The 21,944-nt window shown below is 66.8% G+C and carries 25 protein-coding genes; 15 read left to right on the top strand and 10 right to left on the bottom strand.

All coding sequences use genetic code 11. The annotated features are described in order from the left end of the window. Positions 1 to 30: 30 nt before the first annotated feature. From AB0L82_RS17450 to AB0L82_RS17440, 3 genes are read right to left on the bottom strand one after another with little or no spacing between them, the layout of a single operon-like run. Positions 31 to 798 carry a glycerophosphodiester phosphodiesterase gene (locus AB0L82_RS17450; protein WP_364636944.1) on the bottom strand — a complete coding sequence of 256 codons (768 nt, stop codon included), beginning with the start codon at positions 796 to 798 and terminating at the stop codon, positions 31 to 33. Further along, positions 795 to 1,922 (bottom strand): DUF4328 domain-containing protein, encoded by a 1,128-nt coding sequence (locus tag AB0L82_RS17445; RefSeq protein WP_364636942.1) that lies wholly within the window; start codon positions 1,920 to 1,922, stop codon positions 795 to 797. The genes AB0L82_RS17450 and AB0L82_RS17445 overlap by 4 nt, the downstream gene beginning before the upstream one ends. Before the next feature lie 13 nt (positions 1,923 to 1,935). Further along, positions 1,936 to 2,310, bottom strand: a complete 375-nt coding sequence (locus AB0L82_RS17440; protein WP_364636940.1) for a rhodanese-like domain-containing protein — start codon at positions 2,308 to 2,310, stop codon at positions 1,936 to 1,938. Between the two features lie 293 nt (positions 2,311 to 2,603). Between AB0L82_RS17440 and AB0L82_RS17435 the strand changes: the two genes are divergently transcribed. The 4 genes from AB0L82_RS17435 (at position 2,604) to AB0L82_RS17420 (ending at position 5,909) form a co-directional block, all read left to right on the top strand. After that, positions 2,604 to 3,215, top strand: coding sequence for a hypothetical protein (locus tag AB0L82_RS17435; RefSeq protein ID WP_364636938.1), 612 nt, complete (start codon positions 2,604 to 2,606; stop codon positions 3,213 to 3,215). Between the two features lie 234 nt (positions 3,216 to 3,449). Next, complete coding sequence (locus AB0L82_RS17430; protein WP_364636936.1) at positions 3,450 to 4,073, top strand: superoxide dismutase; 624 nt, start codon at positions 3,450 to 3,452, stop codon at positions 4,071 to 4,073. A 301-nt stretch (positions 4,074 to 4,374) separates the two neighbouring features. Next, on the top strand, positions 4,375 to 4,896 hold the full coding sequence (locus tag AB0L82_RS17425) for a peptidase (RefSeq protein ID WP_364636934.1): 522 nt from the start codon (positions 4,375 to 4,377) through the stop codon (positions 4,894 to 4,896). A 293-nt stretch (positions 4,897 to 5,189) separates the two neighbouring features. Continuing rightward, the gene (locus AB0L82_RS17420) at positions 5,190 to 5,909 is read left to right on the top strand and encodes a TMEM165/GDT1 family protein (RefSeq protein ID WP_364636932.1); all 720 of its coding nucleotides are present in this window, start codon (positions 5,190 to 5,192) and stop codon (positions 5,907 to 5,909) included. Here the strand turns inward: AB0L82_RS17420 and AB0L82_RS17415 are convergent. Beyond that, positions 5,880 to 6,530 (bottom strand): TetR/AcrR family transcriptional regulator, encoded by a 651-nt coding sequence (locus AB0L82_RS17415; protein ID WP_364636930.1) that lies wholly within the window; start codon positions 6,528 to 6,530, stop codon positions 5,880 to 5,882. The genes AB0L82_RS17420 and AB0L82_RS17415 overlap by 30 nt on opposite strands. Beyond that, positions 6,530 to 7,441: an SDR family NAD(P)-dependent oxidoreductase gene (locus tag AB0L82_RS17410; RefSeq protein ID WP_364636928.1), complete on the bottom strand. Its 912-nt coding sequence runs from the start codon at positions 7,439 to 7,441 to the stop codon at positions 6,530 to 6,532. Before AB0L82_RS17410 ends, AB0L82_RS17415 begins: the two co-directional genes overlap by 1 nt. Positions 7,442 to 7,626: 185 nt before the next feature. On the opposite strand from AB0L82_RS17410, the gene AB0L82_RS17405 reads away from it, so the two are divergent. Beyond that, positions 7,627 to 8,394, top strand: coding sequence for an SDR family NAD(P)-dependent oxidoreductase (locus AB0L82_RS17405; protein ID WP_364636926.1), 768 nt, complete (start codon positions 7,627 to 7,629; stop codon positions 8,392 to 8,394). Between the two features lie 179 nt (positions 8,395 to 8,573). On the opposite strand, the gene AB0L82_RS17400 is transcribed toward AB0L82_RS17405, so the two are convergent. The 3 genes from AB0L82_RS17400 to AB0L82_RS17390 form a co-directional block, all read right to left on the bottom strand. Next, positions 8,574 to 8,774, bottom strand: coding sequence for a cold shock domain-containing protein (locus AB0L82_RS17400; protein WP_033085228.1), 201 nt, complete (start codon positions 8,772 to 8,774; stop codon positions 8,574 to 8,576). A gap of 248 nt (positions 8,775 to 9,022) precedes the next feature. After that, a complete protein-coding gene (gene htpG, locus AB0L82_RS17395) occupies positions 9,023 to 10,975 on the bottom strand; it encodes a molecular chaperone HtpG (protein WP_364636924.1) in 1,953 nt (650 codons plus the stop codon). Beyond that, a complete protein-coding gene (locus AB0L82_RS17390; RefSeq protein ID WP_364636922.1) occupies positions 10,972 to 12,621 on the bottom strand; it encodes a TM0106 family RecB-like putative nuclease in 1,650 nt (549 codons plus the stop codon). The genes htpG and AB0L82_RS17390 overlap by 4 nt, the downstream gene beginning before the upstream one ends. A gap of 360 nt (positions 12,622 to 12,981) precedes the next feature. On the opposite strand from AB0L82_RS17390, the gene AB0L82_RS17385 reads away from it, so the two are divergent. The 8 genes from AB0L82_RS17385 (at position 12,982) to AB0L82_RS17350 (ending at position 17,964) form a co-directional block, all read left to right on the top strand. Next, a complete protein-coding gene (locus AB0L82_RS17385; RefSeq protein ID WP_364636920.1) occupies positions 12,982 to 13,623 on the top strand; it encodes a DUF6474 family protein in 642 nt (213 codons plus the stop codon). Between the two features lie 88 nt (positions 13,624 to 13,711). Continuing rightward, positions 13,712 to 14,215 carry a hypothetical protein gene (locus AB0L82_RS17380; RefSeq protein WP_364636918.1) on the top strand — a complete coding sequence of 168 codons (504 nt, stop codon included), beginning with the start codon at positions 13,712 to 13,714 and terminating at the stop codon, positions 14,213 to 14,215. A 44-nt stretch (positions 14,216 to 14,259) separates the two neighbouring features. Continuing rightward, on the top strand, positions 14,260 to 14,907 hold the full coding sequence (locus tag AB0L82_RS17375) for a YcnI family protein (RefSeq protein ID WP_364636916.1): 648 nt from the start codon (positions 14,260 to 14,262) through the stop codon (positions 14,905 to 14,907). Beyond that, positions 14,904 to 15,437 carry a copper resistance CopC family protein gene (locus AB0L82_RS17370; RefSeq protein WP_364636914.1) on the top strand — a complete coding sequence of 178 codons (534 nt, stop codon included), beginning with the start codon at positions 14,904 to 14,906 and terminating at the stop codon, positions 15,435 to 15,437. The genes AB0L82_RS17375 and AB0L82_RS17370 overlap by 4 nt, the downstream gene beginning before the upstream one ends. Further along, positions 15,434 to 16,399 carry a CopD family protein gene (locus AB0L82_RS17365; RefSeq protein ID WP_364636912.1) on the top strand — a complete coding sequence of 322 codons (966 nt, stop codon included), beginning with the start codon at positions 15,434 to 15,436 and terminating at the stop codon, positions 16,397 to 16,399. Before AB0L82_RS17370 ends, AB0L82_RS17365 begins: the two co-directional genes overlap by 4 nt. Positions 16,400 to 16,476: 77 nt before the next feature. Further along, complete coding sequence (locus AB0L82_RS17360; protein ID WP_364636910.1) at positions 16,477 to 16,938, top strand: SRPBCC family protein; 462 nt, start codon at positions 16,477 to 16,479, stop codon at positions 16,936 to 16,938. Positions 16,939 to 17,012: 74 nt separating this feature from the next. Next, positions 17,013 to 17,393, top strand: a complete 381-nt coding sequence (locus AB0L82_RS17355) for a DUF5313 family protein (RefSeq protein ID WP_364636908.1) — start codon at positions 17,013 to 17,015, stop codon at positions 17,391 to 17,393. A 100-nt stretch (positions 17,394 to 17,493) separates the two neighbouring features. Then, positions 17,494 to 17,964, top strand: a complete 471-nt coding sequence (locus AB0L82_RS17350) for a DUF1707 domain-containing protein (protein WP_364636906.1) — start codon at positions 17,494 to 17,496, stop codon at positions 17,962 to 17,964. Between the two features lie 8 nt (positions 17,965 to 17,972). Here AB0L82_RS17350 and AB0L82_RS17345 read toward each other — a convergent pair whose 3' ends face one another. After that, positions 17,973 to 20,201 (bottom strand): serine/threonine-protein kinase, encoded by a 2,229-nt coding sequence (locus AB0L82_RS17345; RefSeq protein ID WP_364636904.1) that lies wholly within the window; start codon positions 20,199 to 20,201, stop codon positions 17,973 to 17,975. Positions 20,202 to 20,387: 186 nt separating this feature from the next. Between AB0L82_RS17345 and AB0L82_RS17340 the strand changes: the two genes are divergently transcribed. Continuing rightward, on the top strand, positions 20,388 to 20,894 hold the full coding sequence (locus AB0L82_RS17340) for a nitroreductase family deazaflavin-dependent oxidoreductase (protein ID WP_364636902.1): 507 nt from the start codon (positions 20,388 to 20,390) through the stop codon (positions 20,892 to 20,894). A gap of 4 nt (positions 20,895 to 20,898) precedes the next feature. Then, on the top strand, positions 20,899 to 21,387 hold the full coding sequence (rraA, locus tag AB0L82_RS17335; protein WP_364636900.1) for a ribonuclease E activity regulator RraA: 489 nt from the start codon (positions 20,899 to 20,901) through the stop codon (positions 21,385 to 21,387). A gap of 177 nt (positions 21,388 to 21,564) precedes the next feature. Here the strand turns inward: rraA and AB0L82_RS17330 are convergent, their stop codons facing one another. Then, positions 21,565 to 21,786 carry an RNA-binding S4 domain-containing protein gene (locus AB0L82_RS17330; protein WP_364636898.1) on the bottom strand — a complete coding sequence of 74 codons (222 nt, stop codon included), beginning with the start codon at positions 21,784 to 21,786 and terminating at the stop codon, positions 21,565 to 21,567. Positions 21,787 to 21,944: the final 158 nt, after the last annotated feature.

Below are 21,944 nucleotides of genomic sequence, written 5' to 3'. Positions count from 1 at the left end.
ATTGAGCGGGCTGCGGTGCGGCTTATCGAATCAGGCGACGGGGAGCAGGCCCTTGGTGTGGCCGGGGTGGTTGGTGGCTATCCAGCTGACGCCGAGGTCGGCGCAGAGGCGGACGTCCTCGGGGTCGTCGACGGTCCAGACGTAGGTGGCGCGGCCCGCGGCGGCGGCCTTGTCCACCAGGTCCGGATGTTCGCGCAGGGTGCGGACCGAGGGGCCGATGGCGGTCGCGCCGACCGTGGTGGCCGCGCCGCCGGAGAGGTAGAGGGACGATTCGCCGAGCAGGACCGTCGGCAGCAGAGGTGCCGCGCGGCGGATGCGCCACACCGCGGTGGCGGCGAAGGAGATGACCACGGCACGGGAATGGTCCGCCGAGGCCGGGGCGGCGATGCCGTAGCGCTGCAATTCGGTGAGCAGGGTGGTTTCCACCAGCGCGCCGTAGCGGACCGGATGTTTGGTCTCGATGAAGAGCTTGGTGGGGCGGCTCTTCCAATCCAGCACCAGCTCAATGAGTTCGGACAGCGTCAGCACCGGGGACGGTTCCTCGGCGGTGCCGAAGTTCAGGGCGCGGAGTTCGTCCAGGGTCAGCTCGCTGACCGCGCCGACGCCATTGGAGGTGCGGTCAACGGTGCGGTCGTGCACGCACACCAGCTGACCGTCCTTGGTCAGTCGGATATCGCATTCGACGCCGTCGGCGCCCTCCTGCAGCGCGAGATCGTATGCGGCGAGGGTGTGTTCGGGTCGCGCCGCCGACGCCCCCCGGTGCGCCACCACGAATGGTGCGCGGCTTTCCCGGCTCACTTCGCCAATACCTCCTCATGCTTCGATTCCGGCGCGCCGCCGGCCGCCGCGTTCGCGGTCGCCGGATTCGGTGCGGTCGCCTCATCATTCCCGACCGCGTCCAGCGGCGCGCGCCCGGCGGAACCCGAAGCCCGCTCGGCCGCGGGCCGCACCGGCGCGATCACCGGGACCGCGGGCGTGGTCGCGGGCAGCCAGCGCTTGACCGTATGCGGATTACCGCGCAGGTCCAGGCCCGCGAACGCGCGCACCAGCCACAGCGTCAGTACCGCGACACCGGCGGCGACCAGATCGGCCCACATGCTCACCAGCACGCCGTCCGCCCGCACCTGCAGGGAGGCCGCGAACCGGTACAGCGTCACCGCGACGACCAGCACGCCATTGAGAATCCAACCCGCCCACCAGATCCGGACCACGCGCAGCAGGCGCGGCTCCAGCTCGCCCGCGCGGACCGTCTCGGTGAGGAAAACACCCGGCCACAGGAGATTCACGCCGGGAATCAAAGAGCCGAGGAACAATTCGGCGGGATGCCGCGGATCCGTCCGGCGCACACCGGCATACGCGGTGCGGCGCACCTGCACCAGCCAGCCGACCAGTGCGACCGCGGTCAGCAGCGCCACCAGGGCGGCCGCGATCGCGGAAACCGTCACCGCCCCATCGGAAACCCACAGCTGCCAGGGCGGGATCAGGCGGGTGCGATTGCGCAGCAGAATGCCGTACCGGCCCAGTTCGGCGAGCGCGGCCAGACCGAAAACGACCGCGGTGGTGAGCAATAGGCGCGGTACGCGCGCGGCCAGGGCCTCGAGCCTGCCCACCGGTGTGGTGGTGGTCGCCTCGGGGACGCGGTCCCGCAGTCCCCAGCGCGGAATCTGTGTGTAGTGCGGGGTCTGCGCCGCCACCGGCTGCCGAACGGGCTGCGCCGGTTGCGTTTTGCGGCCGGGCGGGCGGGCCACCCAGCGGTAATTGCGGCGGGCGGGCGGCGCGTCCACGGCCGCGGGCGAGAGCAGTACGCCGTGGCAGCGCGGGCACCAGTGCAGCGGTTTGCCCTGCACGGCCCAGCGGGCCCCGCAGCGGGCACACGGCTGAACCACCGTGGATCGCTGATTCGCCACATTCCCCCCGTTCATCGGCTGCACCTCACTAGTAGATCTTCGCCGCGGCCGGATCGTCACCCGTGAGGGCACGCCCGGCCTGCTGCCACGCGACCATGCCGCCGGAGACCATGACCGCTTCGAAACCGACGCTCTCCAGGTACTGCACCGCCTGTACCGAACGGCCGCCCTGCCGGCAGATCACGTAGATCTGGGCGTCGTAATCCAATTCGTCCAGGCGCGGGGGCAGGTCGACGAGGGGGATGTGCAGGGCGCCGGGCGCGTGGCCGAGCCGCCATTCATCATCCTCGCGCACATCCACCAGCAGCGCGGGTGCGGATGCGGTGGTCGCCCAGGGCTCGGCGGCGTCGAACTCCGCGGGCACCTCCTCGATCGGAACCGAGGGAATATGGGGACTGGTCACGCCTTCGATCCTGCCACGGGCACGCGGGGGACGTGGAGTTCCGTCCCGAGTTATCCACATAATCCACAACCTGATCCACAGGTTGAGAACTGTCCGGAATCTCCAGCCGTGCGGTTCGTAATGCCGGGTCAACCGTTCCGAAATGTCCCCTCCACGTCTCGGAGCGGCCGACCCGACAACTGGTTGGACGGCGGCGGATCCCGATCGGTTCCGTTCGCTCCCGAAAAAAACGACAACACTACAGAAAATCGGAAATCCTCAGCCGGTACAGGCAAGATCGGTAGCCTGGCGCTATGACTGTGAGCAGGGGGCTACTCGACGGACTGGACATCACCGGACTCAACACCGCACTGTCCGAGGCGACCTGCCTCGGAATCGACGTCGACGCGGCGGCCGGAACACTACGGCTGGAACTCGACGTTCTGACCCTCCCGGAAAGCGGGCCACCGCCCGCCGACTGCGATCTGTACCTGACCCTGACCGGGGTCACCCGCGTCGCCGCCTCATTGCGCAGGCAGCGCTGGGACGACCTCGAACCGGTCGTACTGCCCTTGGAACTCGACGGCCTGCACGACGCCGTCAGCAGCTTCGGCGGCGGCGCGCTGCACGGCTGGGAATTCTTCGACCTCAGCGACCGGGCCTGGACCCAGTGGCGCAAACTGCTCAGCTTCGACACCGTGCTCGATGACCGCCCGGCCGCGCACATGCTGGAAATCTCGCAGGAAGAAGGCATCGATCCGCGCGAACTCGATGTGCGGGTGTGGTTCGACGGCATGGTCGTCACCGATCAGCAGGGCGCCGAACTGCCGCTGACCGAATTCATCGCGGGTGGAGTGCGCTGGTGGCAGGCGCACGACGCGGGCGATCCGCGCACCATGAAGCCGAATATCGTGCCGCCGCTGTAACTTCCGGACAGCCCCCGGCGCAGAACTGGGCCGCACCGTCACTCGCGGTGCGGCCCTCACCATGCGCACCCCCGATTGCGATCACGGGCAGTCCAAGGGTTGGGATAACCGGCTGTACACCGGAATGTGGGGGCAGACACCCCGGTTGCCATGAAGCGGGTGTACGAATGATGGTTGGGTGCGCCGGGCACAATCGCCGAGGGCACACAGCCCCGACACTGAGGAAGGGACATCGTGGCTGAGTACACGCTGCCAGAACTGGAATACGACTACAGCGCCCTGGAGCCCCACATCTCCGGGCAGATCAACGAGATCCACCACAGCAAGCATCACGCCGCCTACGTCGCGGGCGCGAACGCCGCGCTGGAGAAGCTGGAAGCCGCCCGTGAGGCGGGCGATCACGCCAGCATCTTCCTGAACGAGAAGAACCTCGCGTTCCACCTCGGTGGCCACGCCAACCACTCCATCTGGTGGAAGAACCTCTCCCCCAACGGTGGCGACAAGCCGGTCGGCGACCTGGAAGCCGCCATCGACGACCAGTTCGGGTCGTTCGACAAGTTCCGCGCGCAGTTCACCGCCGCGGCCAACGGTCTGCAGGGTTCGGGCTGGGCCGTCCTGGGTTACGACACCCTGGGCCAGAAGCTGCTCACCTTCCAGCTGTACGACCAGCAGGCCAACGTGCCGCTGGGCATCATCCCGCTGCTGCAGGTCGATATGTGGGAGCACGCCTTCTACCTGCAGTACAAGAACGTCAAGGCCGACTACGTGACCGCGTTCTGGAACGTCGTCAACTGGGCGGACGTGCAGGATCGTTTCGCGCGCGCCGTCACCCAGGGCAAGGGCCTGATCTTCGGCTGATAGGCCGGGACTTCGTGGGGGCTCCGGCCCCCACACCCCTACCGGGACGCCCCGAGACACGCCCGACGTGATCACGGGTTCGGGGGCCCGGTGGGCAGAGAAACCTGGGACGCAGCCCCGGATTTTCAGCGCAGCAGCCCCGCGAATCGGTTGATTCGCGGGGCTTTTGTGTTGTTCGGGGGCGGGGCAGGCGGGCGCTGGCACTCTTTGGTACTTGTGTGCCAGACATAACCGGGTACAAACTCGGGTACTACTAGGACGGGCATAGCCGCCCCGGATTTCTTCACTTCGGGAGGCCGCGATGAGCGATCAGATCGGTGTGTTGCCGTTTCAGGCTCATGGGTCGTTGCATGGGTTCGTAATTTCGGGGCGCTGGCCCGACTCCACCAAGGAATGGGCGCAGCTGCTGGTACTCGCGGTGCGGGTGGCCAGTCTGCCCGGGTTGTTGCCGACCACCACCGTGTTCGGGGCGCGGGAAGAGCTGCCCGATGATCCGGAACCCGGGATGGTGGGGCTGGTGATCGCCGAGGGGACCGTGCTCGGGGAGGCCGCACTGGCTCCCGGCAGGTTTGCCGAACGTGTGCCGCCCGCATTGATCATGTTGCATCCGCCGCGCGAGACCCGGCCGTCGCTGCCCGAATGCGCGGGCGCGGCATCCGGGACGCTGCTGCTGCCGGGGCTGCCGCATCTGGGGCTCGAACATCGGGCGGCCTGGGTGGAAACCGATATGGACGGGGCGGTGACCTCGATGGTTTCACGGGTGGGCGTCGATCCGATCAGTGATCCCGACACCGCGGTTCTGGCTATGCTGCTGGCCGCGTAAGGGTTCCCGAAACCTCTCGGCAGTGCGTCCAAACTTATTGTGCGCATTGCGATTTCGACTACAGGTGTTTGCGCATGCCGGGTTTGCCGGATAAGGTGGATCGCAGCGAAGGGGAGTAGCCCCCAATCGTGTAGTCGACATACTGATCCGTTCCAGGATCCGGCTGCGCGAACCGGGATCCACCGGTGGGCGAGACCTTCGGCCGAGACAAACCAAACCGATCACGGTGCGGATGTCGGCTGAAGCGCCCCCGCATTTCAGTCGACAGGCCGGAGACCTGGGAGCTGACATTCATGATCACCACGATTTTGCTGAGCTTCGGCGCGCTCTTCCTCGCCGAACTGGGTGATAAATCGCAGTTGATGGCCTTGACGTTCGCGCTGCGCTACCGCTGGTGGGTGGTGCTCAGCGCCATCACCGTCGCCAGCATTCTGGTGAACCTCATCGCCGTCGGCGTCGGGCACTTCCTCGGTGCGGCACTGCCCACCGATCTCATCGCGTTCTTCGCGGCCGCCACCCTGATCGCGGTCGGCCTGTGGACGCTGCGCGAACTGCTGCCGGGCAACGCGCCCGAGGACGACGCGGAAACGGTCGCGCCGCAGACCAAATCGCGGTCGGCGTTCCTGGTGGTGCTGTCCGCGTTCCTGCTCGCCGAACTCGGCGACCGCACCATGTTCGCGACCATGGCATTGGCCACCAAGAACGGCTGGATCGCGGTGTGGATCGGCTCGGTCGCGGGCATGGTCGCGGCGGGCGGGCTCGCGATTCTGATCGGTGTCACGGTCGGCAAGCACATTCCCGAGCGGGCCATCGCGCTCTGCTCCGGACTGCTGTTCCTGTACTTCGGCGCGGTCACGCTACTCGGCGCGCTGGCACCGGAACTGGGGACGCTGGGCAACATCGCCCTCGGCGCGGTACTGCCCGCGGCGGCCGGTGCGGTGCTGATGCTGGTGCGGCGCAAGAACTCCGCCCCGGCAACCGATTCAGTCGTCGAGCGGACTCTCGCCGAATAGCGCGCCCGCGCGGCGGACCAGGTTGGTCAGGGGTTCGCGCAGGGCGCGCAGGCCGTCGATATCGCCAACGGCTATGCGATTGGTGACCATGGCGCTGAGCGCGGCCACCAGGGTTTGGCAGGCGAAGCGCTGTTCCTCGGTATCGGCGCGCAGAATGTCCGCGACCATGGCGACGAAGGTTTCCTGCAGGCTGGTGCGGCGGATGATGGCCTCGGGGCCGACCGCGTACACCTCGACGAGAAACAGTCTGGCATAGGCGGGTTCGGCGGCGAGGGCGTCCAGATACGCGCCCAGGACACGTTCGATGCGCTCGGATTGGGTTTCCCCGTCGAACTCCGCGCCCGTGACGGCGAGGATGCCGGTGAGCATGAGTTCCACCGCGCGCTCGTACGCGGCCTCGAAACAGTCTTCCTTGGAACGGAATTGCTCATAGAAGGTTTCCCGCGACACACCGGCGCGTTTGATGACCGCGGCGACAGGTGTTCCGACATAACCGTTTTCGGCCATCGCCTCGGCCATTGCCAGCAGGATGCGATCGCGTTGCGCGGCGACCACGGTCTCGCGCGGCAGGCCGTGGCGACCGCGGGGCAGTTGGCGGGAGGTGACTGCCGAATCGGGCATCAGGCGAGCTTCCTCATTCTGCTCGGGCGGGCGGGCTGCTCGGTGGTGAAGGCCACCGGTTCGGTGCGCGCCACTTCCAGACCCGGTGCGACACCGTGCCGCAGAGCGTAGTCGACAACCCGCTGCCCGACCCCTCGGAAGCTCAGCACCACACCCACCCAGTACGGCGAGAACACCCGGCGGGAGCGGCGGGCCAGGGCGCGTTCCATGGCGTCGATGGCCGGGCCCAGCGGTGCGATACCCGAGACCGTGCTGCGGCCGAGAATGCTGCGCGCGGCATCGGTGCCGAAACCGCGACTGGTCATATCGGTGTCGAGTTCGGCGAAATAGGCCATGCCGACCTTCGCGCCGGTGTGGCGCAGTTCTATCCGCAGGGTGTCGCCGAGGGCTTCCACCGCGGCCTTGGACGCGCTGTACGCACCGGCCAGGGGTAGGTGGATGGCGGCCGCCAGGGAGGACACCAGCAGCACGTACCCGCCCGGATGCGCGATATGCGGGCCCGCGGCGCGCAGCGTGTAGTACGCGCCGAGCACGTTCACGGTGAGCGTCTGCTCCAGCACCGTCGGATCGCCGTGCAGCAGCGAAAGTTGCCGGGCGATACCGGCATTCACCACCACCGCGTCCAAACCGCCCAATTCGACGGTGAGCGAGTTGACCACGCGCTGCACCTGGGCGGGATCGCCGACATCGCAGTAGCGCCAGGGGGCGTCACCGCAGTCGGCGGCGACCTCGGCCAGCAGTCCCTCTTCGATGCCCAGGAGCGCCACGAGAGCGCCGTGGGCATGCAACTGCCGGGCGAGAGCCGCCCCGATACCGCGGGCGGCACCGGTGATCAGGATGCGTTGCCCGGCGACGTGGCGGGCGGGAGATAGGAGACCACGGCGCGAACGTCGGGCCGCGTGGGCGTTCATAGCAGCGACAGTAGCACTCAACGAACACCCATGTTCGCAAACGGGGTAGTTGTCTTTTCGCCTGCGCAAACCAGACGACCTTCTTCCGCAGCCCCCGCGCGGAGGGCAGCGGAGGGCGGAAATTACAGTGCCTATTGACGGAGGGCCAGTGAGAGGGCGCTCCACGTTCGAGAGGACCAATCACCGTGGAGATTTCCGGCTCCGCCGCCATCGTCACCGGAGGTGCTTCCGGCCTCGGTGCGGCCACCGCCAAGCGCCTCGCCGACGCCGGCGCCACTGTGTTCGGCCTGGACCTGGCCCAGTCGATCGAGCGCGCGGGCGATAGCGTCCCGGCCGGTGTCACCCTGATCCCGACCGACGTCACCAGCGGTGACGAGGTGGCCGCCGCGGTCGCCAAGGTCGTGGAATCCGGTGTGCCGCTGCGCATCGTCGTCAACTGCGCCGGTGTGGGCTGGGCGGGACGCATCCTGTCCAAGAACGGACCGCACGATCTCGAGCTGTTCCGCACGGTCATCACCGTGAACCTGCTCGGCTCGTTCAACGTCATGCGACTGGCCGCCGACGCCATCTCCAAGACCGAGCCGGTCGACGAGTACGGCCAGCGCGGCGTCATCATCAACACCGCCTCCGTGGCGGCGTTCGAAGGCCAGATCGGGCAGATCGCCTACTCCGCCTCCAAGGGCGGCGTCGCCGGTATGACCATCCCGGCCGCGCGTGATCTGGCGCAGTTCGGCATTCGCGTCAACACCATCGCCCCCGGCATCATCGACACCCCGATGCTCGCCGGTGTCACCGAGGAATACCGCAAGGGCCTCGAGGCGGGCGTTCCCTTCCCGTCCCGCCTGGGCCGCCCGGACGAGTACGCGCAGCTCGCGCAGTACATCACCGAACACGACTACCTCAACGGCGAAACCATCCGCATGGACGGCGCTCTCCGCATGGCCCCGCGCTGAGCTATTCCCAGGGGCTCCGCCCCCGGACCCCCGGAATCGGGGGCGCTGCCCCCGGCCCCCGTCGGAGGCTTCGCCCCGAACCCCCATTTACAGCGCATGGCCCGCACCGTATTCCGGTGCGGGCCATGCTATTTCACGAGGTCGGCGGACGCGGAGGCTTCAGCGCCCTGCCGGAAATCTCAGTGGGGGCGGACGGCCGCGGCTTGCGGACCCTTCTTACCCTCGGTGATTTCGAAGCTCACGGCCTGGCCCTCTTCGAGCTGGCGGTAGCCGTTGCCTTCGATTTCAGAGTAGTGAACGAACACATCGGGGCCGTCCTCGCGGGCGATGAAGCCGTAGCCCTTCTCCGCGTTGAACCACTTGACGGTGCCCTGAACCATAACTTTCTCCTGCTGGATGTTGCATCGGCCGCCGCGGTCACGGCGACCGGGTCGAATCAGAAGGCGACTTGCAGCTTGCCTGGCAAGAGAAGCGCCCGCACGATGTTCAGCGCGAGCATGTGAGACACGAACACGAAAAACTTACGACCAAGCAGTACAACGTATGGCGTTCCGACGAGTTCCCCGGTTCGGCGGATCATCGCGCGCGTCACAATCGCGCCGAACCGGGCATGACCGAAAACCGCCAGTCAGAGGGTTTTGGTGAGGCGGTCGGCGAGGACTCGAGCGAACCGCGCCGGATCCTTGAGCTCGCCGCCCTCGGCCAGAACCGCTGTGCCGTAGAGCAGTTCGGCGGTCTCGGTGAGGTCGGCCGGCTTGTCCGCGTCATCCTTGACCTTGGCGAACGCATCCCGCAGGCCGGTGACCAGGGGGTGCGACGGGTTCAATTCCAGGATCCGCTTGGATTCGGGCAGCGCCTGACCGGAGGCCCGGTACATGCGTTCCAGCAGCGGCGTGAAATCGAATACGTCACCCACGATGCAGGCGGGCGAGGTGGTGAGGCGGGAGGTCAGGCGGACCTCCTTCACATTCTCGTCCAGGGCGGTGGTCAGCCAGCCGAGCAGATCGGCGAAATCCTTGTCCTGCGCCTCGCGCAGGGCCTCGGACTCCTTCTTCTCGTCCTCCGACTCCAGATCCACCTCGCCCTTGGCGATGGATTGCAGTGGCTGACCGGCGAACTCGGGCACCGAACCGACCCACATCTCGTCGACCGGATCGGTCAGCACCAGCACCTCGAGGCCCTTGGCCTTGAAGGCTTCCATATGCGGGGAGTTCTCGATCTGCTCGCGGGACTCGCCCGTCATGTAGTAGATCGCCGTCTGGGTCTCCGGCATCCGCTCCACGTACTGGGCGAGGGTGGTGAGCTCCTCGGTCGAATGCGTGGACGCGAAAGACGAGACGCCCAGGATGGTTTCGCGGTTATCGGCGTCGGAGAGCATGCCCTCCTTGAGAACTCGGCCGAACTCGCGCCAGAACGTCTGGTACTTGGACTGATCCTCGGCCTTCTGCAAATCCTTGACCGTGGACAGCACTTTCTTCACCAGGCGCTTCTGAATCATCCGGATCTGCCGGTCCTGCTGCAGGATCTCGCGAGAGACATTGAGCGACAGGTCCTGTGCGTCCACCACGCCCTTGACGAAGCGCAGATACTCCGGCATCAGCTCTTCGCAGTTGTCCATGATGAACACGCGGCGCACGTACAGCTGCACGCCGCGCTTGTGCTCCCGGGTGAACAGGTCGAACGGGGCGGTCGAGGGCAGGAACAGCAGGGCCTGATATTCGAACGTGCCCTCCGCCTTCAGCGGAATGACCTCCAGCGGGTCATCCCAGGCGTGCGAGACGTGCTTGTAGAACTCCTTGTACTCCTCGTCGGTGACCTCGCTCTTGGGGCGGGTCCACAGCGCCTTCTGGGAGTTCAGGGTCTGGGTTTCGGTGAGCGTCTTCTCGGTCTGCTCCTCGCCCTCACCGTCCATGACGGTGCGTTCCACATCCATGCGGATGGGCCAGGCGATGAAGTCCGAGTACTTCTTCACGATTTCGCGGAGCTTCCACTCCATCGTGTAATCGAAGAGGTGGTCCTCGTCATCGGCGGGCTTGAGCTGCAGCGATACCGACGTGCCCTGCGGGGCCTCGGCGAGTTCGGTGATCGTGTAAGTGGAGCTGCCCGCGACGGATTCCCAACGGGTGCCGGTGGTTTCGCCCGCCTTGCGGGTGGTCAGGGTGACCTTGTCGGCCACCATGAAGGTCGAATAGAAGCCGATGCCGAACTGACCGATCAGCTCTTCGGCGGCAGCATCGGATTTGGCTTCCAGCAACTGCTTGCGCAGCGTGGCCGTTCCCGACTTGGCGAGGGTGCCGATCAGATCCACCACCTCGGCACGGGACATGCCGATGCCGTTATCGCGGACGGTCAGCACGCGCTGATCGCGATCCACCGACAACTCGATGTGCAGATCCGAGATATCGGCCTGCAAATCCTTGTCGCGGAACGATTCCAGGCGCAGCTTGTCCAGCGCGTCCGAGGAATTCGAGATCAGCTCCCGCAGGAACGTGTCTTTATTCGAATACACCGAGTGAATCATCAGCTCCAGCAGCTGATGGGTCTCGGCCTGAAACTCCAGGTTCTCGACGTGTTCGGTCACGATGCGATATTACGACGCGCGAAATCCGCGATGGCGGGAACCTCCGCATCCGCCCGATCGGTCATCCAGTCGCGCAACACCTTCGTCGCCTGCACATCATCCTCGTTGTACTCCAGGATGCGGGTGCGCTGCGACATGTCCGGTTCGCCGCCGTCATAGGCGACGGCCAGGCGGTACCAGCTCATCGACGCCTCACCGCCCGCCTCCGGATCGCGCCAGGAGAAACCGGCGACCGGGGCGATCTTCTTCAGGCCCTTGCCGTTCGGGCAGATGAACTGCTCCGACACCGCCTGGAACATGTCCACCCACTGCGGGCTGTCCACGAACTTCTGGATATCGCGCTCGGTCGGGATGCCGGGCATGCCCGCGAAACGACGGGCCGACTCGTACAGCCACTTGTCCTCGGCGGTGCGCGAATAGCAGTAGGCGGCAAAGGTTTTGCCGTCCGCGGCGGCCTGCGCGCGGGTTTCCATCAGCCAGGCCCAGAATTCGGCGAAGGAACGGCCCTCATCCTCGGTGGGCAGCGGATCCCAGGTGACGAAGGGGCGGTAGACGCCGTCCAGCAGGGTGCCCCACAGGTAGGCGCCGTGTTCCTGGAAGCTCTCCAGATCGACGTCCACCTCGACATCGGCGCGGGTCACCCGGACCTGGTCGACGCGGCGGACCAGCGGGGCTCCGGTGGCCCAAGCACGCGCGGTCACAATGGTTTCGGTGAACGGCTCGAAATGCCAGTCGTCCGGATCGTCGCCCGTCCAGGCGGCGAGATCGTCGATGGTGTGCACATCGTGGCGGCGCAGCACCTCGGCGCGCGCGCCCGGGGCGACCAGGCTGATATCGCGGTGTTCGGCCAGCCACTTCTCACAGCTGAGCGCGCCCTCTTCGGGAGCGCGGGTCCACCACGGGCATTGGCGGCATTCGGGGACCTTGGACGGGACCGTCGGCAGCTCGCCGCGCACCACCGCGATGCGGTCGGCGTAGCGGCGGTCGTAATCGTCCAGGATGGGGCCGAGATCGTGAATCAGGATGCGGTCGAAGGCATATCCGATCGCGCCGCCCACCAGGGCGGGGCTGGCATAGCCGTGCCGCTGCAGCATGCGATACAGGTGCGCGAGGCGCTGCTGATCACGCGGCTGCGGGCGGGTGCGGACGTAGCGGTCCGCCTTCGGGGTCCAGGAATACAGGCCGCTGGTGATCGGATGGAAGTCCGCCGGATCCGGTTGCCGCGGATCGGTCACCTTGTGATTGACCACCACGATCGGGATGTACCCGCCGCGATCCGCGTCCCGCCACAGGATTTCGCAGCCGCCGCGCCGGCCGGTGTCCGTCTCCTGCGGCAGCAGGCCGCCCCAGATGCGGTCCGCGCCCGCCGCCATCGCGGCCATCGTCGCCTCCGCGCGACGGCCCGCCGACTGGGCGGCGTCGATGACGGTCCAGCGCTCCGGATCGCCGCCGACGAGCGTGTCCCGCACCTGAATTCGATGCGCGGCCGCCGCATCCCGCCGCTGCTGCACACCGGCGTCCTCGGTAACTCCGGTCAGCACCTGGGGATGCGAGGAGTCCAAAAGCAGCCGGTGCCGGCAGCCGATCAAGGCCCGCGCGTCAAGAAACGCGGCCCGCTCGCCATGGTCACCGATGCCCGAATACACGGATAGCAGTATGGCGCTATCCCCCGACACTCCGACCCCCGCGCCCCTCGGCGCGCGGAGAAGATGATGCGGGGGGCACCCCCACACCCCCGGGTGGTGCGGAAACAGTCGGGGGCTCCGCCCCCGAACCCCCAAAGACGAAGGGCCGCGAGCAACCCCGGCGGCGAGGACCGGGACCCAGACCCCGAGACCTCGCGTCAGCGTCTGTCTCTCGAACCGCGTGGTTCGTTGATTGGGCATGGTGTTCGCTCGGTTGGCTGGGGAAACGATAGGGTGACGGTCAAACTGTGTTTCATGGGCGGACAGGCAATTCCCCCGGCCCTGTGCTGCCATGGCGAACCAGCATGACGGAGGCCATCTATGGGGTTGTTCACCAAGCGCAAGAAGAAGGTCAGCCGGCGGGCTGAGGCCAAGGCGCTGAAGCACAAGGCCGGTATGGAGGCCAAGCTCGGGGCTCGCAATGAGCGGAAGAAGCATCGGGGTGAGGCCCGGTTGCAGCGGAAGATCGCCAATGCGGAGATCGCCAAGCTGCAGGCCGAGGAGAAGGCCGCGGTGAAGCTGGCCGCCAAGGCCGAGCGGGATCCGTTCAGCGTGGCCTCGGTGCGGAAGTATCTGGGGGTGGCTCGGATTCTGGTGCCGGTGCTGGCACCGCTCGCCTATCGCGGCGCGACCATGCTGCGCGGGCAGTTGGATACGCGGCGGGCGCAGCAGTTGGGCGTCGGGGTGAATCAGCTCGGCGAGTTCGCCGGTCCGGGTGCGAAATTGCAGGCCCGGCTGGCGAATGTGGAGAGCACGCTCACCGATCTGGAGAAGAAGAACCCGAAGGATTCCGATACCGCGAAATTCGTCGCCGCCACTCGCGATCGGCTGGAGAGCCTGACCACCGCGGTGCGCACGGCCGCGCAGATGCCCGTGCAGCGGCGGCGCGCCGTGCACGCCTCCATCTCGAACGAGCTGTCCGGTATCGAAGCCGATGTGCTCGCCCGCCTCGGCGTGAACTGATCAGCACCTCACGATGACGCACCGTGTACGAGCAGGCAGCCGGGAACCACGCCCGCGGACTGTCCTCGTACGCGGTTCCGCATCGCGGGTGCCGCACAAGGCATTCCGCGGCAGCCTCGCCGGTGCCGCGCTGGCGGTGCTCGCGATCGCCGCGCACGGTATCGCGGGCGGCGGCTATCCGGATTCGGCCGGATCGACCCTTTTACTGCTGGTCAGTGCCGCGATCGGGGCATCGGCGGCGGTACTGCACTCCCCCGGCGCGCTGCCCGTCCTGATGGTGCTCGGGCAACCGGCCTGCCATCTGGCGTTGAGCGGCGCGGCCCAGCACGGGCACGTCTCGGGGGCAATGGATTTCGTGAACGACGGCGTCATGCTCGCGGCGCATGCCGTGGCGGCCGTGCTGTTCGCGGTGCTGATTCTGGCGGCCGAACGGCTGTACGGGCTTGTCTCGCAGGCGGTTCGAGCGGTGCTCACGCGCCCCGCCGCGCCCGTCGTCGGGCGCTCGGCCGCTCGCTGGGCCGCGGTGGTGGAGTCGCTGGGGCGGCTCGCGGTGGGGGCCAATGGGTCTCGGGCACCGCCGGTTGCGGCGTGATTTCCTCGCACCCGTAACCCTTTGCCAGAAAAGGCCATTCACCCATGCTTATTTCCTCTTCGCGTGCGCTCGGCACGGTCGTCGCGGCCGCGAGTCTGACGCTGCTGGGCACCGGAATCGCGTCCGCGCATGTCACCGTCGACGCGCCGGGCGCGTCGCAGGGCGGGTACGCGGTCGCCACCTTCAAGGTGCCGACCGAATCCGATACCGCCGCCACCACCAAAGTCAGTGTGGTGCTGCCGAATTTGAAGAGCGCCCGCACCGAACCGCTGCCGGGCTGGACCGCCAAGGTGGACAAGAACGACAAGGGTGAGGCCGTCGCCGTCACCTGGACCGCCGATCCCGGCAATGCCGGTGTCGCGCCCGGTCAGTTCCAGCGTTTCGTGCTGTCGGTCGCGCTGCCCAAGCAGGAGAAGGTCGCCTTCCCCGCCACCCAGACCTACAGCGACGGCAAGGTCGTGGTCTGGGATCAGAAGGACAACCCGGACGGCAGCGAGCCGGAGCACCCGGCTCCCGCGCTGACCCTGGCGGCCGGTGGCGGCGATGACGATCACGCCGCGACCACCACCGAGGCCAAACAGGAAAAGGGCACCGACAACACCGCCCGCTGGCTCGGCGGCATCGGCCTGGTGCTGGGCGCGCTCGGTGCGGCCCTGGGTCTGGGCAGCGTCATCCGCGGTCGCAAGTCATGAGCCGCAAGCTCTTCGCCGGTGTGCTCACCGGTCTGCTGATCACCGGTTTCGCCCTGCTGGGCGGCGGTGTGGCGAACGCGCATTCGGCGGCCATCGGCTCCAGTCCGGAGAACGGCGCGCAGATCGAGGTCTCCCCCGCGCGGGCGAACGTCACCTTCAATGAGAATCTGCAGGAGAGCTACCCGTCCATGACGGTCACCGGACCGGACGGCAACCTGTGGTCCAAGGGCCAGCCCAAGGTGGAGGGCCCGACCGTCAGCATCGAGGTCGGCGAACTCGGCCCGACCGGCGATTACAAGATCGCGTACCGGGTCACCTCGGCGGACGGGCATCCGGTCAGCGGCACCCGCACCTTCACACTCACCAAGGCGGGCAACGGAACTCCCGGTCCGAAGGCCGACTCCTCGGCCAAATCGGGCGGTTCCGGCGGCGGCGTGCCGCTGTGGGTGTTCATCGCGGGCGCGGTGGTGCTGTTCGGCGGCGGGCTGGCCTTCGCACTGCTGGGCGGGCGGGGCAAGCAGCGTCAGTGAACCGGTCCGAGGGCACCGATCGCCGCCGTGAGCGCGGGACGACCGGCGACAGTCCACTGAGATGGCTACTGCTGCTGGTCATTCCGCTCGCACTGTGCGGTTGGGCGTTGGCCTGGGCGCTCGCGGCGAACGATCCCGTGCAGGCGGAAGCGCCGGTGCGGGTGCTCGCCGACTGCGCGGGCGCGATCGTGCTCGGATCGGCCGCGCTGCCGCGGCTGTCCGAACGCCTGTCTCCGCCGTGGCGGCTGCTCACCGTCGCCGCAGGGGTCTGGGCGGTATTGGAATTCGCGATGCTGGTGCTGGAAGCCTCCGAGGTACAGGGCATTCGGGTCGTGAAGCTCGGTGCTGGACAGTTCGGCGACTACCTCACCACGGTGAGCGGCGGGCAGATCGGTATCGCACTGCTGATCGGCAGCGGCGCGGTCGCGATCTACAGCGCCTTCGGTTTTCGCAGTCCGGATCGGGTGACGGCGGATCTGGTGCTGGTGTTCACCGCGGTGACGCTGGCGCTGCGCCCGATCACCGGGCATATGTCGCAGCAGAGTTTCGGATCGGTGCTGGGCGCGGTGCACGCGCTGGCCGCCTCGGCCTGGTTCGGGGTGCTGCTGGCGCTGGCGCTGACCGTGCGCACCCGGGGTGAGTGGGCGGTGCTGCTCCCCCGCTATTCGCGCTGGGCGCTGCCGCTGGCCGCCACGGTGACCCTGACGGGCATCGTGAACGGCCTGGTTCGGGTCGGCGGGCTCACCGAATTGGCGACCACCGGTTACGGGCGACTGCTGCTGGCCAAGACGGTGATCCTCATCGCGCTGCTGGCGCTGGGCTGGTGGTGGCGGCGCACCTGGGTGCCGGTGGCGGCCGATCACCGCATGGACGCGGAATCCTCTTTGCGCCGTGCGATTTTCGAAGTGCTGTTGATGGCGGTGGTGTTCGGTGTCGCGGGCACGCTGGCGGTGACCGCGTAGGAATCGGCGGCGCGGACCGAATGTGGCGCTCACCTCATCATCCGCGCATGAATTTGCAACAGGTTACTGTCGTGCGCATGACCGAAGTCAAGATCGTCGCGGACTGCACCGCCTCGGCGGAATCCGCCTTCGCCTACGTCAACGATTACAACAATCTGCCCAAATTCATCAATGAGATCAACAGCTTCAAGCCGTTGACCGAGCAGACCGAGGGCGTCGACGCCACCTTCGACGGCACCATCGGACTGGGCCCGGTCTCACTGCATTCCACGATCAAGATCGTGCGGCATGAACCCGGTAAAGCCATCGCGGTGAAGTCCATCAAGGGCTTCGAGATCGAATCCACCTTCCTGTTCCACGACCGGGGCGATGAAGCCTGCACCATCGACGCCATCGTCGACTACCGGGTGCCCGGCGGCATTGCCGGAAAACTGCTCGGCAAGACCATCGAGCCGTTCGTGAAACTGGCCGTGAAGAGCTCAACGCACAACCTGGTGACGCAGGTCGCCGCATTCCACAAAGAACGCACCAGCGCCTGATCGCCCGGGGTCGCCAAAGCCGCCGACCCCCCCGAATATTTGTCCGATTCGGCCACGGCGGGGATGCTGGGCACATGCCCGAACGCAGCACCCCGACCCTCGCGCAGCGCCTCGGCTATATTTGCGGCCGCACGCTGCCGCCCTCGATGACGGACTGGGTGCGCGACGATGTCATCGGTCCCGGAGCCACCCGCCGCTATCTGCTCCGCATTCTGATCCCGATCATTCCGGTGCTGTGCCTGTTCCTGCTCATCCCAGGTCCGCTCTGGATGCGCCTGGCCATGATGGCGCTGCTGTATCTGCCGCTCATCTATTTCACGGTCGCGCTCACCTATGTGTTCCGGCGCAACAAACTCATCAAGCACGGTCTCGATCCGGCGCTCGCGGACGCCGATCGGCGCGATCGTGAAGCCGCCGAACGACAGTCGTACGAACAACGGCACGGCCGAGCCTGAGCGTTCCCTGTGGTTCCGGTCTCGAATGCGGTGCGATCCATGAATACCGGCCTAATCTCGGTGAGAAGACCTATACCGCTTCGGGTTCACGGAGAACCACATGCAACCGTATTGGAATCCCGCACAACTGCGAGCCGGCGATGCCGACCGGGAACGCGTGATCGAGGGCCTGAATCAGTGTTTCAGCGAAGGCCGGATCAGCGCCGATGAACTCTCCGAGCGAATAGGGCAGACCTTCAACGCCCGCACCTTCGCCGACCTCGATGTGGTGCTAACCGGGTTGCCCGTGGTGCGGCCCAGGCCGCCGATGCCGGGTATGTCGGTGATTCCGGGCAATGCCCCGATGTACTACCGCCAGCATCGGCAACAGCAGTGGAATGGCATGGGGCTCACCGCGTTCATGCTCGGCCTCTTCGGATTCGTCTGCGGTATCACCGCCATCCCGGCGGTCGCACTGGGCGCGGCCGCGATCGCCATCGACCCCAAGCGCCAGGACAAGGGCTTCGCCATCGCCGGAGTCGCCGCGGGCGGATTCTGGCTACTGCTGTTCGCACTGCTCATGCTGAACTGACGAGCGGCTCAACGAAAATCCGAATGCGAGGACACCGCGCGCTCGAACGCCCGCAAATCCGCCTCCAATTGCCGGAAAAGCCAATAGTCGCCGAGGAATCCGAGCACACCGGCCAGGCATAGCCATTTGATCGGGCCGATCGCCAGGGACACCTCGTGCGGGGTCAGGAACAGCAGACTGGTCACCACGCCGATCAGCGGAATCGCCACGGCCACAGCCAGATAGCGGGTGCAGCGGCGACCCAGCGCGCGCAGCGCGTCCTGATCACCGGCCATCTCACCGTGCGTCAGCAAACGCGGATAGAAACAGCGCACCACGAAGAACGTCACCAGGAAGAACGGGTACGCGACCGCCACCGCACCCGAAACCAGCAGTGTCGCGGTCAGATTCACCAGCTGACCCGTGGACAGATCGGTATAGACCAGTAGCGAAATCGCCGCCACGATCGCCGACACCACCCACCACAGGAATGCCAGCAACGCCACCCGATCACCATTGACCAGGGTGTCCCGGCGCGCACGGGCCAGAATCTCCGGGTCATAGCTGCGGCCCCGGCGCAGACCGCGCCATACGATGAACGCGCGACGGCACAGATAATTGGTGACGATGATCGCGGCGGGCGTGGTGAACAACGCCAAACCCGCACCCACCGTTTGCAGATGCCGCCGCTCGGTCTCGGTGAACCAGATATCCCACAGCGGGCCGTTGTGCAGATTCGCGTACGCCATACCGAGGAAATCGCCCAGGAAACTCGCGGCCGTCACCAACAGCAGTAGCGACCACGGTCCGACCCTGGCGCGCAGGCTGTTTCGCGGCGGATCCACCAGATCGCGGGCGCGGTGATCCAGGCACAGATCCAGCTGCTGCGCCAGTGCCGCGCCGTTCACCCAGCGGTCGTCACGATGCGGGGCAAGACATTTCAGCAGTACCCGGCGCAGGGTCGGCGGGCAGTCGGCCGGAAGCTGTTCCAGGTATTGCGGATCGATCTCCCGCTGCCGCAGGCGCAGCATGCGTTCCAGCGAGGATTCCGAATCGCCCGCGCGGGTCTCGTCATCGAAGGGGCGATGGCCGGTGAGCAGCTCCCACAGCACCACCCCGAGCGCGAAGATATCGGAACGGCCGTCCAAATCCTCTGCGGTATCCGGCAATTGCGGATGGCAGGCGGCCAGCTGCTCCGGCGACATGTACGCCAGCGAACCGCCGAAATACGCGAGCGGACTCGTGCCCGCGACGTGCAGGCTGAAACTGATATTGAAATCCGCGAGCTTGGGAATGCCGTCCGCGGTGAGCAATACATTGGCGGGCTTGATATCCCGGTGCAGCACACCGTTGTCCGCCGAATAGTCGAGGGCGCGGGCCAGTCTGCTGCCCAGCCACGCCACCGTCTCCGGCCAGGTGTGCGCGGCGATGGCGGTGCGGGTCGCCGATTCGCTCGGCACCAATCCGCCCTTGTCGCGCATGGCCGTATCGACCGCTTCCAGCAGCAGCCCGCCATCGCGCTCCGCCTCGGGGCGTGTGCGCACCAGACTCAGCACCTTCGACAGCGTGCCGCCGGGCAGGTACTGCATGTACATGAGTTTGAGTTCGCGCTCATCCATCAGGCGCTGATCGAAAACCCGCACGATGTTCTCGTGGTCCAGCTGGGCCAGGGTCTCGGATTCGGTGCCGTGATTCTGCGACACCTTCACCGCCACCAGGCGCTGCATGGAACGCTGCCGAGCCAGGAAGACCCTGGCGAACGCGCCCGCGCCCAATTCGACCAGCAGATCGAAATCGTCGACGCGATCACCGACCTCGATGCCCTCCAGGGCGGCGCGGGCGCGCGGGCTGGCGATCAGGGTGCTGCGATAGTCGCGTTCACCCCAGGCGACCTCGGTGAGCGCGGCCTCGGTCGGATAGCCGCTCTCGTCGATACCGCGACCGGAACGGCGCAGCGCGTGGAATTCCTCGTAGGCCAGATCGGGGGGCAGCGGGCCGGAACGGAGTTCGTCGTATTCCAGGCGATATTCGGCCAGGCGCTTCGGGAAGTCGTAGCGGATCCAGCGGTATTCCAGATCCACCTTGATCAACTCGATCAGGCACAGGCGGCGGAATTGGGTGGCCTGCGGCAGGAATTCGGACAGTTCCGGTGGCTGACCCGCCTGCTCCCAGGCCGCGGCGAAGCGTGCCGCGACCGCCGTGAGCAGCGAGCGGGTCTCGCCGACAGCGTCCGAGTCGATCGCAGACTCCAACCTCATGCCCTCCGCGTACACCATGGCAACCGGTCCTCCTCCGGGAGTGCCACCGCCTTAAGTATGCGCCCGCAAGTCGGTACCGGCGTACCGAATTACCTGCGCGGACACGGTCGCGGAGGCCGCCACGACGAGCCCGGAACCGCCGCGACGGGCGGACAGCACGCCGTCGCGGGCACTAATGTTCCGGACATGAGTGAGCAGTTTCCGGACCGTATCTGGGGTTCGCGCACCAATCTTCTTTCCCGCGTTGCCAGTCCGTTCGCCGCGACCAAGCTCGGGTCATTGGTGATACGCAAGCTCACGCCGCTGGATCGGCGGATCCTCGAGCGCACCGGCGGCAAATACACCGTGCTCGGGCCGATCGGCGCGCCCGTCATCCTGCTCACCACCATCGGGCGCAAATCCGGGCAGCCGCGCACCACCCCGCTGCTGTACGTGCACGACGGGGACACGCTGTACGTGATCGGCAGCAATTTCGGACAGGAACACCATCCGGCCTGGACCGGGAACCTGCTGGTCAATCCGGACGGCGAGGTCACCATCGCGGGACAGCGGATTCCGGTGCGCGCCAGCCTCATCGAGGACGAGGCGCGCAAGGGCGAGATCTTCACGCGATTCGAGGAGACCACGCAGGCGTACACCGCCTACAAGAACCGCACCGCGCGTGATTTGCGTATTTTCGCCCTGACAAGATAAGCGGGTGACCGAATCAGCAAACATCGTGGCGACCGCCGACCTAGCCGATGAGATCGGCCCCGAGATCCGCAGCTGCGACACCCAGTTCATTCAATTCGGCGGCCGCGAAGCCTTCGCCGGCCGCATCGTGACCATCCGCTGCTTCCAGGACAACCTGCTGGTCAAGCAGACCCTCGGTGAGCCGGGCAACGGCCGGGTGCTGGTCGTCGACGGCGGCGCGAGCATTCACACCGCCCTGGTCGGCGACATCATCGCGGGCCGCGGCGTCGACAACGGCTGGTCCGGCGTGATCGTCAACGGCGCGGTGCGCGATTCGGCGATCCTGCGGACGCTGGACATCGGCGTCAAGGCGCTGGGCACCAACCCGCGCAAGAGCACCCAGACCGGATCGGGCGAGAAGGATGTGCCGGTGGAGTTCGGCGGCATCACCTTCACCCCGGGCGACATGCTCTACAGCGACCATGACGGCGTCGTCGTCCGTTCCGAGGACTGAACAACTCTCGTAACTCGCGGCTCCACCTCCCTGCGCCGGGGCTCCGCCCCTGAAACCCCAACAGCGACACCCGGAAGCCCGCTTCTCGAGAGACTCTGTGAATACTCTCAGCGACCTGTTTCCCCGCCCCGCCGCACGTTTGCTCCGGGGCACACGGGGGCGCTTCGGGCAGGAGCGTCAGTAGTTGGCGACGCGGGCTTTGTGGCCCGCGATGGTGACCACGTCTCCCGCTTGTAATTGGCGGCCCCGGCGTAGCTCTACCTCGTCATTCACCCGGACGAGGCCGCCCGCGATGACGTTCTTGGCTTCCGAACCGGAATCGATGAGGTTCGCCAGCTTCAGGAATTGGCCGAGTCGAATGACTTCGTCCTCGATCGGCACATCGACTGGATCCGACATGGCTACATCCTCACCCGCGGGTTCCCCGAGACCAAATATCGGGCCCGCAACCCGTCGGTAAGGCACCCGCAACAAGACACGAACCGGGTTCCGAGTGCGCGGGAGCGACGGAAACATACACACTGGTGCGGTGACTTCGACGCAGGACCGGCAGCACC

It is taken from the genome of Nocardia sp. NPDC052001, from assembly GCF_040680615.1.
Taxonomy (GTDB): Bacteria; Actinomycetota; Actinomycetes; order Mycobacteriales; family Mycobacteriaceae; genus Nocardia.
The sequence above is the reverse complement of the archived record's forward strand: the minus strand, read 5'-3'. Positions and strand labels throughout refer to the sequence as shown.